The sequence below is a fragment of the Clostridium muellerianum genome (assembly GCF_012926525.1).
Taxonomy (GTDB): Bacteria; Bacillota; Clostridia; order Clostridiales; family Clostridiaceae; genus Clostridium_AM; species Clostridium_AM muellerianum.
On record NZ_JABBNI010000010.1, the window covers coordinates 56,640 to 72,780 of the forward strand.

Below are 16,141 nucleotides of genomic sequence, written 5' to 3' on the forward strand. Positions count from 1 at the left end.
TTGTATGACTGGAATTATTGATAGGTTTGAAGGAGAATTTGCGGTAGTAGAATTAGAAAATATGAAAATGGTAAATATAGAAAAAGGTAAGATCCCGGAAGAAGCTAAAGAAGGAGATGTATTAAACATAGATAACATAATAACAATAAACTATGTTGAAACTAAAAAAAGAAAAAGTAATATAGAAAAATTAACAAAGGATTTATGGAATTAAACAAAAACTAGGAGAGTTTTATTTTCTTCTAGTTTTTTATAATGGTATAAAATATATTTACAAAACAAACATATAAAACAAAAAATGAAACGAATCTTATTCAAGTTTAAAGTTAAAATATTCGTATTTGTTGTTGACTGAAAGTTATACATTTGATACCATAAGATAGTAGGATGAACCTTAGAAAAAGTAATAACTTTAATTTTAATTGTAATAAATACATTTATATAGTTAAAGCTAGCATTAAAAATAATGTTTAGCTTAATTAAAGAGGAGGAAACTTTTATGTCAGCGTTTATTGTTTTAGGAGCTCAATGGGGAGACGAAGGAAAAGGAAAAATGACAGATTATCTTGCAGAAGATGCAGATGTGGTAGTAAGATTTCAAGGAGGAAACAATGCAGGTCATACTGTAGAGGTTGGAGATAAACAATATAAACTTCATTTGGTGCCTTCAGGTATACTTTATAAGGATAAATTAAATGTAATAGGAAACGGTGTTGTACTTGATCCTAAAGCATTATTTGAAGAAATAAATTATTTAAAAGGGGTTGGAGTTGAGGTTACTCCACAAAATTTAGTAATAAGTGATAGAACACAACTTATAATGCCATATCATAGAGTATTAGATGGAATAAAGGAAAGCTGCAGAGGTAAAAAGGACATTGGAACTACGGGAAAAGGAATTGGTCCTTGTTACACTGATAAGATGGAGAGAAGTGGAATAAGGGTTAGTGACCTTATGCACAAAGAAGTTTTTATAGAAAAGTTAAAAGAAAATGTAGAAATGAAAAATGATATAATAACAAAAGTTTTTAATGGAGAACCATTAAGCTTTGATGATATATGTGCTGAATACTTAGAGTATGCTGAAAAAATAAGACCTTTTGTAAAAGAGACATCAGTAGAAGTATATAACAATATTAAATCAGGAAAAAAAGTATTATTTGAAGGTGCTCAAGGTACATTACTTGATATAGACTATGGAACATATCCATATGTTACATCATCAAGCACTATTGCTGGTGGAGTATGTATTGGTGCTGGTATAGGACCTACTTTAATAGATAGCGCAGTAGGTATAGCTAAAGCTTATACTACAAGAGTTGGTAAAGGTCCATTTCCAACAGAATTATTTGATAAAATGGGCGATTGGATAAGAGAAAAAGGTCATGAATATGGTGTAACTACAGGAAGAGCTAGAAGATGTGGATGGCTTGATCTTGTAATACTTAAAACTGCCACTAGAGTTTCAGGACTTACAAGCTTTGCAGTAACTAAAATAGACACTATAGCTGGTCTTGACAAAGTCAAAATGTGCACAGGATATAAACTTAATGGTAAAGTAATAGATTATTTCCCAGCAAGTTTAGAAGATTTAGCTGAATGTGAACCCGTATATGAGGAATTTGATGGATGGGATGAAAGTATAGAGAATGCTAGAACTTATGACGAAATTCCTGAAAATGCAAAGATATATCTTAGAAGAATAGAGGAGTTTACAGGAACAAAAGTATCTATAGTTTCAGTAGGACCAAGAAGAGATCAGACTATAAAAGTAACTGATATATAAATTAAAAAAGTAATATGTTAATTAACGTAAGTTAAATAATTTAATGATTATAAAGAATTAAACCCTATGCGCTGCATAGGGTTTTTCGATAATTTGCAGTATAATATTTATTGTATAAGGAATTATTATGTGACAAAGGGAGGAATGTAAATTGAAGAAGTTAGAAGCGGAAAAGGAATATGAGGTTCAATACTATGAAATAGATTGTAATAAGAAACTGTTATTAACAAGTCTTATGAATTATTTACAAGATGCTTGTACTAAACAATCTGAGGACATTGGTATAGGTATAGATTATATGAGCAATAAAGGAATAGGATGGGTACTTTATAAGTGGAATATACATATTTATAAATATCCTCTATATGGAGAAAAAGTAAAGGTTAAAACTATACCTCAGGCTTTTAGAAAATTTTATGCTTATAGGAGTTTTAAAGTGCTTGATTCAAATGAAAATATTATAGCTGAAGCTAATTCTGTATGGTTTTTAATAAATACACGAAAAAGGAAGGCTATGACAGTAACAGAGGATATGTATGAAGCTTTTGGACTTGAAAAAGAAGATAATAAACCTTTAGATATAAAGAAAATAGGAAAACAGGAAAGGGTAGATAGTGAAAAAATATTTAATGTAAGATACAGTGATATAGATACAAATAAGCATGTAAATAATGTAAAGTATGTAGATTGGGCTGTTGAAACAGTACCATTAGATATAGTTAGTGATTATAGTATTACATATATAAATATAGCCTATAAGAAAGAAATAACCTATGGAGATAAAATAAAGGTATTAACACAAATAGATAATAAGGAAAATAGTTTCGCATGTCTACATAAAATAGTAGATGAACAGAATAAAGAATTAGCTTTAGTAGAAACATTTTGGAGTAATAAGTAATAAGCTGCTGACTATTAATCAGCAGCACTTTTAGCAGCTATGAAACCTGAACTCCAGCACCACTGAAGGTTAAAACCACCGCAATCTCCATCAACATCTAGTATTTCACCAGCAAAAAATAAGTTTTTTATTATTTTAGATTCTAATGTTTTTGGATTTACTTCTTTCGTATTTATACCACCAGATGTTACCTGGGAGTTTTTAAAAGAATTAGTATCGCATACTAAAAAGCTCCAGCTTTTAAGAAGGGAAAATATTTTCTGCTTTTCCTTCCAACTTAATTCACAACATGATTTATGTATATTAGATACAGAAGCTTCTTTTAAAAGTATAGGAATAATTTTTTTATTTATGATTCCTATAAAGGAATCATAAACACTTCTATAACTAAGCAATCCCCAATGATTTTCTAAAAATTCTATAAGAGACTCTTTGTTAAAGTTAGGCATCATGTCTATAAACAGTTTTACTTCTTTTTTAGTAGATAACGCATAAGAGGCAATGCTACTTATTTGAAGAATAGGAGGACCTGATATGCCATAGTCTGTAAATAATATTTCACCAAACTCTTTTCTTTTGGGAAGATCATCTATATATATTTCTGCAAATCCATTAAATTTTACTCCAGATAAAGCTTTTAAATAATTATACTTTAATTTAAGCTGCACAAGGGCAGGAATAGGGTTAACTATACTGTGGTTTAGGCTTTTAGCAAGTTGAAATCCAGATCCATCAGAACCTGTGCTAGGGGCAGATTTACCACCACAACATAAAATTAACCTTTTGCATTCATAAGTATTTCCGGACTGTGAAATTATTTCAAAGTATGAAGATGTTTTTTTTATGCTTTTTACCTTTTCATTTAAGTAAATAGGTATGTTTCGATCTTCTAACGCCATCCTTAGAATATCAAGCACAGAAGAAGCTTGAAGCGATAATGGATACAATTTACCATTGTCTAATTCTGTAAGAGGAAGACCTAAAGAGTTAAAAAAATTTATAGTATCCTCTACTGTAAATTTGTCTAAAACGTACTTATAAAATTCTGAATTCATACTGTGATATCTCGAATAATTAATGTTTTTATTAGATATATTACATCTACCATTTCCTGTAGTTAATATTTTAGTTCCTATTCTGTTAGAACCTTCTAATAGACCTATGTCTTTTCCTATATCTTTTGAGGCAATGGAAGCCATGATTCCAGAAGCTCCTCCGCCAATTACTAATATTTCATGAAACAATTTTAACAACTCCCCTTAAAAAGATACTATATACTATTTTACCTTAAATATTAGATTTTAAAATATAAATTTTTATATTTTAAGTTATTTTGTATATAATATTATTATAAATTGTTGAAAGGAGAAAAATTATGATAGCTCATGAATTGTTAAATTATAAAAATTGGGTAGTAGTAGGAGATGTATTAGATGAAAAAAAGTATGCTTTTAAAATATTAGAAAGGTTAAAAGATGTCGGGTTTAATGCAGTAGGTGTTAATCCAAGGGATACAACGGGTAAAGTTTATAAAACTCTTGAGGAAGTACCTTTTGATATAAGTGTAGTAGATTTGTGCATAAACCCCGCAATTGGATTAAAAATAGTACAAGATGCAGAAAACTTAAAAATAAATAAAGTACTAATACAACCTGGAGCTGGTAGTATTGATATATTGAGTTTATGTAAAAATAAAGGTATTATAGCTATAGAAGGATGTGCACTTGTGGAACTTGGAAATTACAATCCTTAAAGGGGGAACTAATTTATGTTAACAATATATGCTGTATCTGATTCTATAGGAGAAACTGCTGAACAGGTTGCAAAAGCAGCAGCTAGTTTATTTGATGAAAAGGTGGAGGTTAGGAGAGTACCTTATATAAAAAGTTTTGAACATGTAAATGAATTTATAAGTAATTTGGAAGATAAGAAAAACATTATGATAATATCTACTGTAGTTTTAGTAGATGTTAGGGAGTTTCTTGTACAAAGATGCATAGAGGAAGGAATACATATAACAAATGTGTTAGGCCCTTGTATAAGTATGGCATCAATGATATTAAATAAAATTCCTAATTATAGGCCGGGAGCTATTTGGGAAATGGATTCTGAATATTATAAGAAGATAAGAGCTATGGAATTTGCTATGCAGTATGATGACAGTAAGGATAATGCAGGAATAAAGCACGCGGATGTAGTTCTAATAGGACTTTCTAGAACTTCGAAAACCCCACTATGTATGTATTTAGCTAATAAGGGAATAAAAGCACTCAATGTACCGCTAATGCCGGAAGTACCTATTCCAGAAGAATTATTTGAAATAGATAGGAGAAAAATAATAGGGCTTACTATAGACCCTATGCAGCTTATTGAAATTAGAAAACATAGGTTAGACAAATTTTCAGCATTTTCAAAAGAAATACAATATGCTAATGCCGAAAGGGTACTTCAGGAATTAGAATTTGCGGATAAACTTATGAGAAGATTTAATTGTAAAATAATAGATGTTACAAAAAGAGCAATAGAAGATACTGCCCTTATAGTTATGGAGCATATAGGACACATTGGTTCTAAGGATTATTAATAAAAAGGTAAAAAAAATAAAATAGCGTGAAATGTTGGTATATAAGGGATTACAACAAAAATACAAAAAAAAATAAAAAAAAGTTTAGAAAATGTGTTGACACTTTGAAGAATATCTTGTATTATAGTCTATGTCAGGTCGCTGAGTGATAGCAAATGACAAACAAATATATGAATAAGGCCCCTTGGTCAAGCGGTTAAGACACCACCCTTTCACGGTGGTAACAGGAGTTCGAGTCTCCTAGGGGTCACCATTAATGTGGGCGCATAGCTCAGCTGGGAGAGCATCTGCCTTACAAGCAGAGGGTCACAGGTTCGAGCCCTGTTGTGCCCACCACATTATGGCCTAGTGGCTCAGTTGGTTAGAGTGTCGGCCTGTCACGCCGAAGGTCGAGGGTTCGAGTCCCTTCTAGGTCGCCATATAAATTTAGCTGGCATAGCTCAGTTGGTAGAGCAACTGACTTGTAATCAGTAGGTCGAGGGTTCGAAGCCTTCTGCCAGCACCAAAACGTTAAGTATTAAGTAATACTTAACGTTTTTTGCTATACATCAATTTTCTGCATTTCCAGAAAAAACATACCATAATGTATTGAAATTAAATAGCTAGCAGATTTTGAGGTAATATTATGAGTAAGAAAATGTAGGTGAGTTTGGTGTAAAAAAAGGCGCCTCAGAGGACGCTTATACTCTTAATATTTTTTATTTTTTATTTTTTATATTTTGACCTATTCTTATATCTTCGCCATAGAATTTACATAATGTAAATTCCCCTAGAAGTCTTGATGAAATTCTTTCTGAATAATTTTTTAAAATTACTTCTAAACCGCAGTTAGTTGAAATTAGCATTTTCCTATTTTTAAGTAGTTTTCTATTTAGAAGATTAAAAAGTTCAGTTTTGGAGAAGTCAGTTATTTGCTCAGAACCTAGATCATCGATTATAAGTAAATCACAATTTATAAGCAAATCATCAAGTTCATCAGAGTTATTAAATCTAATATTTTTTAAGTCATGAATTAATGTTTCAGCAGTTCTGTATACAATTAAATGACCTCTATCTAGAAGTTCTTTAGCAATACAATAAGATAAAAAGCTTTTTCCAGTGCCTGGGTTACCTAAAAACAATAAGTTTTCAGAAGTAGAAGAAAAGTTTTCTATGAAATTCCAGGACTTTGAAACTATATCTTCAAGGTTTTTTCTAGGACTTTTTCGCACATCATCAACTTTATGTGGTGAATAAAGTTCAAAATTAAAATTATTGAAGTTATTTTTTTCAAGTATGTTTTTTAATTCCGAGTTTTCATAATACAAATCTACAAGTTTTTGTTTATAGCAGCTGCATTTTTGTGTTCCTATAAATCCTGTATCCTTACATTTATTACATATATAGTGCATATCTAAATAATCTAAGGGATAGTTATTGCTTACTAAAATTTCAGATTTTTTTATTCTAAGATCAGTAATTTTTTCTTTTAACATTTTTAAACGTTCTTCTTTATTTTCTATATTATTAAGAATGTCTATTGAAAGTCTAACACATAGCTTTCCTATTTCACGTTCTATGTCCATAATTTGTGGTATTTTCTGCTGTATTTCTTCTCTTCTTTTATTAAGTAACTTTTCTTCATGATTACGTATATTTTCATATACTTTCATTATATTACTTTGATATCCTTTGATCATTATTTATCCCATCCTAACAGTTTCTTCTCTAAATCTTCAAAATCGTAATTTCTCTGCTCAAAATTATTAAATGTACTGTTGGAAGAATTATTGTTTTTATAATTTGAAGCATTTTTTCGATAAGTTTTTTTCGTATCCTTTTTATTTATATCTTCTAAAGTTTTAATGTTATCTTTATTCCAGCTTGTAAGTATGCCATCAATATATTTAAAGTCAGCTTTATTTATACGTTGAAAACATATTTCACAGGCTTTATAGATAACATCAATAGGAAATTTGTAAGTATTAATCCACTTGTTTAACATATCTTCCTGTGGTTTCATTATTTCAGCATCTTTTATACCTAAATAGTTTAATATTTTTCTTATATTAATCCATTTATCTTCATGCTTTTTTATAAAAGATTGAGCATCGTCTATGCTTTTAATTTTAGCATCAAACCAAGCTAGAGCAATTTTTTCAATGTATCTACAATCTGTTTTACCTTTGGAAGCGCAATATTGTATAAGAAGAAGAATGATTTCAGGTAAAAAGTTAAAATCTTTTAACCATCCTATATACATAGTCATCTCTTTAGACGAAAGAGGCCTTCCTAGAAGTTTCTCTATATCTTGAAGCATATCTTTTGTAGAATTCTTATTTAATTCTTCCAGCAGGTTTACATTTTCCGGAGACTCATCAGGTGAATCAGAAAGATTAAGAAAATCAATATTGTAATTTCCCATGTTATCTATAGGAATCATTCTAATTACATTTTCATCATTCCAGTAATTCCATGCATTTACTATATCTGTTTCAAGAAGATGTAGAGTGCTTGACATTATTTGGGAACTAACACCTAATTCGCCAGATGTGCAATATTTTAGCCCTAGAAGATATACTTTTACAAATTCTCCTCGGGCTTTTGGCATGAATTTATCTATAAAAACATTACTAACTGGAGTATAATTGGAATTTTTACTTTTAAATACAAAAGTGCTCATATTTATTATAACCTACTTTCAACATGATTTAATTTGAAAAAGTTCTTCTAATAAATAATTATAACAAAATACAATTTGCATAACAATGAAAAAAATTTTTTGGATTTTGTAATACTTTTTACATTTTTGGAAATAATAAATAGGTAAGTGTAGAAAATAATAACTAAGAAAGGAATGATAATTTTGCATTTAACCCCAAAAGGCAAAATATATTTAAGCTTACTAATAATTATTATTACTTCATCAGTGACAATAAGACACTTATATAGTAATAGACCAAATTGTTATGAGATATATATAAATAATAAATCAATAGGATGTATTAAAGATAAAAAAGACTTTTTTAATATAGAAGATATTATAAAAAAGGATGCAGAGAAGAGATTTGGAAAGGTAAATTTTAAAGATAGTGTAAAACTCATAAAAAGGCATACTGACAGTGATAAATGTTTAAAAAGTTCTAAAGATGTGAATAGGCTCATTATAGAAAACAGTAACACAGAAGTAAATGCAGTTTTAATGAAATCTGACGGAAGAGAAGTTGGTGTACTTGCTAATGAAAAAGAAATGCGCCAAGTATTGGATAAAGTAAAAAACTCATATAAAGAAAAGGAAAAAAGTGATCAACTAAAACTTGTGAACTATATAACTTATGTAAATGAAGATATAAAAATAAGAAAGGTAAATTCTGTAGAAGAAGTTATTAGTACGATAGGAATAAATTCTAAAAATCCTATTATAGCATTTTCAAGATATACAGAAGATGATTTGTTAAGTAATAACGATAGTTTAAGACTTTCAAGAGGTTCTTTTAGCAGAACTGCTTTTATGAGTATACCATCTCAAGGAACCATAACATCACCTTTTGGGTCAAGATGGGGTACTGTTCATCAAGGAATAGATATAGGAGCATCTATGGGAGCACCTATTTATGCTGCTATGGATGGAAAAGTTTATTGTACAGAGTGGGAAAATGGATATGGTAATGTAATAAAAATAGATCATGGTCAAGGAATACAAACAGTTTATGCTCACTGCAGTAATATATGTTCAACGGCTGGTGAGTACGTAAATAGGGGAGAAAAAATAGGTGAAGTTGGAAGTACAGGAAGAAGCACGGGACCTCATGTGCATTTTGAAGTTAGAATAAATGGAAAACCTGAAAATCCACTAAAATACTTGAAGTAAGATAATTAATTTTAAGAGAGTAAGCATATTATGATATGATATGCTTATTTGCTTTCAACATACAATTAATTAAATTAAAACCATTTAATGTTAAAAATATTGACAGTTAGTTTGTTTTAATATATACTTTGACTATCAAAATATTTGATAGTCAAAAATCATTTTAAAGGAGACGATTAAATGAAATTACCACCACTAGTCATAGGTGAATTAAAAGCTGAAGTACCTATTATTCAAGGCGGTATGGGTGTAGGGGTTTCCGGTTATAAACTTTCATCAGCAGTAGCAAATGAAGGTGGCATCGGTGTAATATCTTCAGTTCAGATAGGATATAGAGAACCAGATTTTAAGACTAATACAAAAGAAGCTAATATTAGAGCTTTAAGAGATGAAATAAAAAAGGCAAAGGAAATAAGTCCTAAAGGTATTATAGGAGTAAATATAATGGTTGCCATTAACAATTATGATGAAATGGTAAAAGCATGTGTAGATGAGAAGGTAGACATAATTATATCTGGTGCTGGACTTCCTTTAGTATTACCTAAGCTTGTTGAGGGGAGTAATGTAAAAATAGCACCTATTGCTTCTTCAGGAAAATCAGCTTCAGTTATTGCAAAACATTGGAGTAAAAAATATAATAGAATTCCTGATATGGTTGTAGTTGAAGGACCTGAAGCAGGAGGTCATTTAGGATTTCATCCAGAACAGTTATTGGAAGGAAGCAAACCATCTCTTGAGGAGCTTGTATCAGATGTAATACAAGCGCTAAAACCTTTTGAAGAGGAGTATGGAAAGCATATACCTGTAGTAGCAGCCGGTGGCGTATATACTGGAGCTGATATTGCTAAGTTCCTTGAGTTGGGAGCTGAAGGAGTTCAGATGGGTACACGTTTTGTAGCAACAGAGGAATGTGATGCTGATGAAAAATTTAAAAAAGCCTATGTGGATTCAAAAAAGGATGACATTAAGGTTATACAAAGTCCTGTAGGTCTTCCAGGAAGAGCTATAAGAAATGAACTTATAAAGCGAGTTGAAAAAGGAAGAATAGCACCTACAAGCTGTTTTAATTGCTTAAAGAAGTGTAACCCTAAGAGCACTCCTTATTGTATATCAAGGGCGTTAGTTCAAGCAGTTAAAGGAAATTTAGAAGAAGGACTAATTTTTACAGGAAGTAATGCTTATAGAATAGATAAAATTGTCACTGTAAAAGAGCTAATAAGTGACTTAGTAACAGAAGCTGAAAGAAATTATAAAGGATAATTTATTACTTTATAGGATAATAAAATTTAAGTATAACATATCCTAAGTTACTTAAGAGCTTTTTATAAATATAAATATTAAAGTGGTGATTTAATTGAATAGAAGCATAAATGTTTTAAATGAACTCTTAGTAGATACTTTTAATGATATATTAGAAATAGAACAAAAAGCTCTTCGATCTGGTGTTTTTAAGGATTTATCTGTTACAGAAATTCATACTATAGAAGCCATAGGAATGTATAAGCCTAGAACTATGACAGAAGTAGCAGGTGAATTAAATATAACTTTAGGTACGTTAACTACAGCTATAAGTCATTTAGTTAGAAAAGGTTATGTTGAAAGAAAAAGAAGTGAACAGGATAGAAGAATAGTTTTTATTAGATTAAATAAGAAGGGAAAATTGGCTTATAGAATTCACTGGAAATTTCATTCTGATATGGTGAAACAAGCAATAGAAGGACTTAATGAAGAAGAAGAAGAAATTTTGATTAAATCCTTAGAAAAGCTTAATGTTTTTTTCAAAAATAAGTACAATTTAAAAACTAGCTATAAGGAGAAAATTGATGAATAAGGTGCAAATTATAGGTACAGGAAGTTATGTACCACCAAAGATTGTAACTAATGATGATTTGTCTTGTATTGTAGATACAAGTGATGAATGGATAAGCAGTAGAACAGGTATAAAAGAGAGAAGAATATCTGAAGGAGAAGATACTTCGAGTATGTCTTCTAAAGCAGCGTTGAAAGCTTTAGAAAATTCTAATGTAAAGCCAGAGGAAATTGACCTAATTATTGTAGCTACAGCTACTCCCGATAATTTTATTCCTTCTACAGCCTGCTTAGTTCAAAAAGATATATTGGCAGTAAATGCTACATGTTTTGATATATCTGCGGCTTGTTCTGGATTTGTTTATGGAATTAACATAGCTACCCAGTTTATAAGAACAGGAAGTATAAAAAAGGCTTTGGTTATAGGGGCAGAAACCCTTTCTAAAATATTAAATTGGGAAGATAGAAGTACTTGTGTATTATTTGGAGATGGAGCTGCAGCAGCTGTATTAAGTGAATCAGATACAGAAGGAATATTGTCTATTTGCAGTGGATCTGATGGTAGCAAGGGTCAATATTTAGTTTCAAAGGCTGTACCAGTGGTGAATCCATATGTTGACAAAAAAGATGTTGATGTTAATACAAATAGTTATATAGAGATGAACGGCAGAGAAATATTTAAATTTGCAGTTAAAACCATATTACAATCAACAGAAGAACTTTTGCAAAATATAAATTGTTCAATGGATGAAATAAAATATATAGTTGTTCATCAAGCAAATTACCGAATAATAGAATTTGCAGCAAAAAAATTAGGTGTAAGTGAAGATAAGTTCTATGTTAATTTAGACAAGTTTGGAAATACATCTGCAGCTACTATTGGAATTGCTTTAGATGAAATGAATGAAAAAGACTTGTTGAAGAGTGGAGATAAAATTTTACTTATAGGATTTGGTGGAGGTCTTACTCATGGAGGTCTAGCCATTCAGTGGTAGTACTAAAACTGGGAGAGAGTCAAATGGTATTTGAGAAAATAAAAAAGATAATAGAGGAACAACTAGGAATAGAGCAAAATAAAATTATGATGAATACATCTTTTAAGGAATTAGAAATGGATTCATTAGAGTTTTTTCAAATAATAATAGAAATAGAAGAACAGTTTGGACTACAGATAGAAGATGCAGAGGCTATTACAACTGTAGCTGAAGCTGTAAAGTTTGTTGAAGAGAACGTAGATTGTGTATAAAATGTGATAAAAAAATTACTAATTTAGGAGGAAAAACTATGATTAAGTCCAAATTTGCGGAAATGGTTGGAATAAAGTATCCTATTATTCAAGGTGGAATGGCCTGGATTGCTGATAGTTCTTTAGCAGCAGCAGTGTCTAATGCAGGAGGAATAGGAATTATTACAGGTAATGCACCAATAGATTGGGTAAGAGAAGAGATACGTAAAGCAAAGAAGCTTACAGATAAACCATTTGGAGTAAACATAATGCTACTTGGAGAAACTGCAGAGGCAGTTGCAAAAATGGTTTGCGAAGAAGGCGTTAAAGTAGTAACTACTGGAGCAGGAAATCCAGGAAAGTATATAGATATGTGGAAAGAATATGGTATAAAGGTTATACCAGTAGTTGCATCTGTAGCATTAGCTAAAAGAATGGAGAGAGCTGGTGTAGATGCGGTTATTGCAGAAGGATGTGAATCAGGTGGTCATGTAGGAGAACTTACTACTATGACTCTAGTACCACAGGTAGTAGATGCTGTAAACATACCTGTAATTGCAGCTGGAGGAATAGGTGATGGAAGAGGAGTAGCAGCAGCATTTATGCTTGGTGTTGACGGAATACAGGTTGGAACAAGATTCTTAGTTGCTAATGAATGTACTGTTGCAGAGGCTTATAAAGAAAGAGTATTAAGTGCAAAGGATATAGATACACAGGTTACAGGAAGACCTACAGGACATCCTGTTCGTGTTTTAAGAAATAGACTTACAAGACAATTTCAGTTACTTGAAAAAGAAGGAGCACCACTTGAAAAATATGAGGAATTAGGAAGAGGAGCACTTTCAAAAGCAGTAAGAGATGGAGATGTAGATAACGGTTCCGTAATGGCGGGACAAATAGCAGGACTAGTATGTAAAAGACAAAGTTCCCAAGAAATAATAGAGGAAATGTTTAGAGAGGCAGAAGAACACATATTAACAGTTAAAAAGATGTTTGGAATTGAATAAAAGAGGTGGAGAAGATGAGCAAAATAGCTTTTTTATTCTCTGGACAGGGAGCACAATATGTTGGAATGGGAAAAGAATTATATGAAAACTTTGATGTTTGTAAGGATGTATTTAATGATGCAAACGGAGCATTAGGATTTTCTATAAGTAGTATGTGTTTTGAAGGTCCGGAAGAAGAATTAAATAAAACAGAAAATACACAGCCTGCTATTTTAACTACAAGTATAGCTGCTTTAAGGGCACTAGAAAGTAACGGAATAAAGGCAGATGTTACTGCAGGGTTAAGTTTAGGGGAGTATTCAGCACTTGTTGCTAGTGGTGTTTTAGATTTTAAAGAAACAGTAACTTTAGTAAAAAAGAGAGGAAAATATATGCAGGAAGCAGTACCAGAAGGTATAGGTGCTATGGCTGCTATTATAGGATTAGATGAAGATAGCATAAGAAAGGTATGCAGTGATTGCAAAGATATAGGGATAGTTGAAATAGCCAATTTAAATTGTCCGGGTCAAATAGTAATTGCGGGAGAAGTAAAATCAGTAGAAGCTGCTTCTGAAAAATTAAAAGAAGCAGGTGCTAGAAAAGCTGTAATGCTTTCTGTAAGTGGACCTTTTCATACATCTATGTTAAAACCTGCATCAGAAAAGCTAGAGAAAGAATTAAAAAATGTATCTGTAGAAGATTTTTCAATTCCAGTAATAACGAACGTTACAGGTGAAGTTGTAGACAATAAGGACATGGTAAAAGATTATTTAAGAAAGCAAGTAATGAGTACAGTATTTTTTGAAAAGAGCATAAAAAAAATGATAGATATGGGTGTAGATACTTTTGTGGAAATTGGACCAGGAAAAGTATTAAGTGGATTTGTTAAGAAGATAGATAGAAAAGTTACAGTTTTAAATGTACAGGATTTGAAATCATTAGAAAGTACTATAGAAAAATTAAAAAGTTAGAATGGAGAATAGCTAATGGAAAGTTTAAAAGGTAAAACAGCAATAATTACGGGTGCAGGTCGAGGAATTGGTAAGTCTATAGCGCTTAAATTAGCTAAGCTTGGAGCAAATATAGTAATTAATTATAGAAGTGATTCAAAATCAATAGAAGATTTAGTTAAAGAAATAGAAGCATTAGGTGTTGAAGCGAAAGCAATTCAAGCAGATGTTAGTTCTTTTGAAGATACTAAAAACCTTATGAAGAAAACTATCGAAGTGTTTGGTTCAATAGATATTCTTGTAAATAATGCAGGAATAACTAAAGATGGATTACTTCTTAGAATGAAAGAAGAAGACTTTGATAAAGTAATAGAAGTAAACCTAAAAGGTGTATTTAACTGTATAAGACATGCAAGTCCTATAATGGTTAAACAAAAATGTGGTAAAATAATAAATATATCTTCTGTAGTAGGAATAGCAGGTAATGCTGGTCAAGTAAATTACTCTGCTGCAAAAGCAGGAATAATAGGTATGACTAAATCTGTAGCAAGAGAACTTGCCTCCAGAAATATAACTGTAAATGCTGTAGCACCAGGTTTTATTCAAACTAATATGACGGATGCTTTAACTGATAAGGTGAAGGAAACTACACTAAATACTATACCATTAAAAAGATTTGGCAGCGCTGAGGATGTAGCAAATGTAGTAGCATTTTTAGCTTTACCATATTCAGATTATATTACTGGTCACGTAATAAATGTAGATGGCGGAATGGTTATGTAAATTAAAATAGAGGTTGGTGAATTAATTATGAAAAGAAGAGTAGTAGTTACAGGACTTGGAGCAATAACTCCAGTTGGAAATGATGCAAATACATTTTGGAATAATATAAAGGGTGGAGTTTGTGGTATAGATTTCATAAAGTGTTTTGATACAGAAAACTATAAAGCAAAGCTTGCAGCAGAAGTTAAGGATTTTGAACCAAGTGAGTATTTAGATAGAAAAGAGTCAAAAAGATTTGATAGATTTTGTCAATTTGCTGTGGTTTCAGCCATGGAAGCAGTAAAAGACTCTAAACTTGATCTTGAAAGTGTAGAGAAAGAAAGACTTGGAGTAGTTGTTGGTTCAGGTATAGGAGGAATAGGAACTATAGAAAAAGAGCATTCTGTTTTAGTGGAAAAGGGTCCTAACAGAATAACACCTTTATTTATACCTATGATTATAAGTAATATGGCAGCTGGAAATATAGCTATAAAATTTGGAGCTAAAGGACCATGTTCTAATATAGTTACAGCATGTGCTACAGGAACAAATTGTGTTGGTGAAGCTTTTGGAATGATTAAAAGTGATCTTGCAGATGTAATGATAGTAGGTGGAACTGAAGCATGTATTACTCCATTATCTATGGCTGGATTTGCTGCAGCAACTACTTTAACTAAGAGTACAGATCCTAAAAGAGCATCTGTTCCTTTTGATAAGGAAAGGGACGGATTTGTAATGGGAGAAGGTGCTGGTATATTAATATTAGAATCTTTAGAACATGCTCAAAAAAGAGGAGCTAAAATTTATGCTGAATTAGTTGGATATGGATTTACGTGTGATGCATATCATATGACATCACCTGCACCAGATGGAGAAGGTGCTGCAAGAGCTATGGAGTTAGCTATAAAAGAAGCAGGAATTGAAAAAGAAGAAATATCTTATATAAATGCCCATGGAACAAGTACAAAATTAAATGATAAATTTGAAACAGAAGCAATTAAAAAAGTCTTTGGAGATTATGCTAAGAATGTGCCTGTAAGTTCTACAAAATCTATGACAGGACACTTGCTTGGAGCAGCAGGAGCAATAGAAGCTATAATAAGTGTTAAAGCTTTAGAGGAAGGTATAATACCTCCTACAGTAGGATATGAAGTTAAGGACGAAGAATGTGATCTAGATTATGTTCCAAACAAAGCAAGGAAAGCTGAGCTTAAATATGTTATGTCTAACTCATTAGGGTTTGGCGGCCATAATGCGGTAATATTATTGAAAAAGTGGAGTGAGTAAA

General features: G+C 31.2%; 17 protein-coding genes and 4 tRNA genes. 18 read left to right on the top strand and 3 right to left on the bottom strand.

The genetic code is table 11. The features are described from left to right. The first annotated feature begins 4 nt into the window (after positions 1–4). From HBE96_RS05155 to HBE96_RS05165, 3 genes are all read left to right on the top strand, one after another. Positions 5–214, top strand: coding sequence for a DUF3006 domain-containing protein (locus tag HBE96_RS05155; protein ID WP_169296692.1), 210 nt, complete (start codon positions 5–7; stop codon positions 212–214). Positions 215–499: 285 nt separating this feature from the next. After that, positions 500–1,786: an adenylosuccinate synthase gene (locus HBE96_RS05160; RefSeq protein ID WP_169296693.1), complete on the top strand. Its 1,287-nt coding sequence runs from the start codon at positions 500–502 to the stop codon at positions 1,784–1,786. A gap of 151 nt (positions 1,787–1,937) precedes the next feature. Then, positions 1,938–2,687, top strand: a complete 750-nt coding sequence (locus HBE96_RS05165) for an acyl-[acyl-carrier-protein] thioesterase (protein ID WP_169296694.1) — start codon at positions 1,938–1,940, stop codon at positions 2,685–2,687. Between the two features lie 14 nt (positions 2,688–2,701). On the opposite strand, the gene HBE96_RS05170 is transcribed toward HBE96_RS05165, so the two are convergent. Next, positions 2,702–3,931 carry a BaiN/RdsA family NAD(P)/FAD-dependent oxidoreductase gene (locus HBE96_RS05170; protein ID WP_169296695.1) on the bottom strand — a complete coding sequence of 410 codons (1,230 nt, stop codon included), beginning with the start codon at positions 3,929–3,931 and terminating at the stop codon, positions 2,702–2,704. A 131-nt stretch (positions 3,932–4,062) separates the two neighbouring features. On the opposite strand from HBE96_RS05170, the gene HBE96_RS05175 reads away from it, so the two are divergent. From HBE96_RS05175 to HBE96_RS05200, 6 genes are all read left to right on the top strand, one after another. Then, positions 4,063–4,440 (top strand): CoA-binding protein, encoded by a 378-nt coding sequence (locus HBE96_RS05175; protein WP_169296696.1) that lies wholly within the window; start codon positions 4,063–4,065, stop codon positions 4,438–4,440. A gap of 15 nt (positions 4,441–4,455) precedes the next feature. Beyond that, a complete protein-coding gene (locus tag HBE96_RS05180; RefSeq protein ID WP_169296697.1) occupies positions 4,456–5,271 on the top strand; it encodes a pyruvate, water dikinase regulatory protein in 816 nt (271 codons plus the stop codon). Between the two features lie 178 nt (positions 5,272–5,449). After that, positions 5,450–5,524: transfer RNA gene (locus HBE96_RS05185), tRNA-Glu, on the top strand. 7 nt (positions 5,525–5,531) lie between these two features. Further along, a tRNA-Val gene (locus HBE96_RS05190) sits at positions 5,532–5,607 on the top strand. Between the two features lie 6 nt (positions 5,608–5,613). Then, a tRNA-Asp gene (locus tag HBE96_RS05195) sits at positions 5,614–5,690 on the top strand. Between the two features lie 10 nt (positions 5,691–5,700). Then, positions 5,701–5,776 (top strand) — tRNA-Thr (locus HBE96_RS05200). Positions 5,777–5,969: 193 nt separating this feature from the next. On the opposite strand, the gene HBE96_RS05205 is transcribed toward HBE96_RS05200, so the two are convergent. Both HBE96_RS05205 and HBE96_RS05210 read right to left on the bottom strand, forming a co-directional pair. Further along, positions 5,970–6,950 carry an ATP-binding protein gene (locus tag HBE96_RS05205; RefSeq protein ID WP_169296698.1) on the bottom strand — a complete coding sequence of 327 codons (981 nt, stop codon included), beginning with the start codon at positions 6,948–6,950 and terminating at the stop codon, positions 5,970–5,972. Then, positions 6,950–7,933 carry a DnaD domain protein gene (locus tag HBE96_RS05210; protein ID WP_169296699.1) on the bottom strand — a complete coding sequence of 328 codons (984 nt, stop codon included), beginning with the start codon at positions 7,931–7,933 and terminating at the stop codon, positions 6,950–6,952. Before HBE96_RS05210 ends, HBE96_RS05205 begins: the two co-directional genes overlap by 1 nt. 246 nt (positions 7,934–8,179) lie before the next feature. Here HBE96_RS05210 and HBE96_RS26830 point away from each other — a divergent pair, with 246 nt between their 5' ends. The 9 genes from HBE96_RS26830 to fabF all read left to right on the top strand — a co-directional run bounded on the left by HBE96_RS26830 (position 8,180) and on the right by fabF (position 16,140). Then, positions 8,180–9,121 (top strand): peptidoglycan DD-metalloendopeptidase family protein, encoded by a 942-nt coding sequence (locus tag HBE96_RS26830; RefSeq protein WP_169296700.1) that lies wholly within the window; start codon positions 8,180–8,182, stop codon positions 9,119–9,121. Positions 9,122–9,301: 180 nt separating this feature from the next. Further along, on the top strand, positions 9,302–10,381 hold the full coding sequence (locus tag HBE96_RS05220) for an NAD(P)H-dependent flavin oxidoreductase (protein ID WP_169296701.1): 1,080 nt from the start codon (positions 9,302–9,304) through the stop codon (positions 10,379–10,381). Positions 10,382–10,475: 94 nt separating this feature from the next. Further along, positions 10,476–10,952 (top strand): MarR family winged helix-turn-helix transcriptional regulator, encoded by a 477-nt coding sequence (locus HBE96_RS05225; RefSeq protein WP_169296702.1) that lies wholly within the window; start codon positions 10,476–10,478, stop codon positions 10,950–10,952. Further along, on the top strand, positions 10,945–11,925 hold the full coding sequence (locus HBE96_RS05230; protein WP_169296703.1) for a beta-ketoacyl-ACP synthase III: 981 nt from the start codon (positions 10,945–10,947) through the stop codon (positions 11,923–11,925). The genes HBE96_RS05225 and HBE96_RS05230 overlap by 8 nt, the downstream gene beginning before the upstream one ends. A gap of 23 nt (positions 11,926–11,948) precedes the next feature. Continuing rightward, the gene (locus tag HBE96_RS05235) at positions 11,949–12,176 is read left to right on the top strand and encodes an acyl carrier protein (protein ID WP_169296704.1); all 228 of its coding nucleotides are present in this window, start codon (positions 11,949–11,951) and stop codon (positions 12,174–12,176) included. A 38-nt stretch (positions 12,177–12,214) separates the two neighbouring features. Next, on the top strand, positions 12,215–13,162 hold the full coding sequence (fabK, locus tag HBE96_RS05240; protein ID WP_169296705.1) for an enoyl-[acyl-carrier-protein] reductase FabK: 948 nt from the start codon (positions 12,215–12,217) through the stop codon (positions 13,160–13,162). 14 nt (positions 13,163–13,176) lie between these two features. Next, positions 13,177–14,112, top strand: a complete 936-nt coding sequence (gene fabD / locus HBE96_RS05245; RefSeq protein WP_169296706.1) for an ACP S-malonyltransferase — start codon at positions 13,177–13,179, stop codon at positions 14,110–14,112. 15 nt (positions 14,113–14,127) lie between these two features. Beyond that, positions 14,128–14,874 (top strand): 3-oxoacyl-[acyl-carrier-protein] reductase, encoded by a 747-nt coding sequence (fabG, locus tag HBE96_RS05250; RefSeq protein ID WP_169296707.1) that lies wholly within the window; start codon positions 14,128–14,130, stop codon positions 14,872–14,874. 27 nt (positions 14,875–14,901) lie between these two features. After that, positions 14,902–16,140, top strand: a complete 1,239-nt coding sequence (fabF, locus tag HBE96_RS05255; protein WP_169296708.1) for a beta-ketoacyl-ACP synthase II — start codon at positions 14,902–14,904, stop codon at positions 16,138–16,140. Position 16,141: the final 1 nt, after the last annotated feature.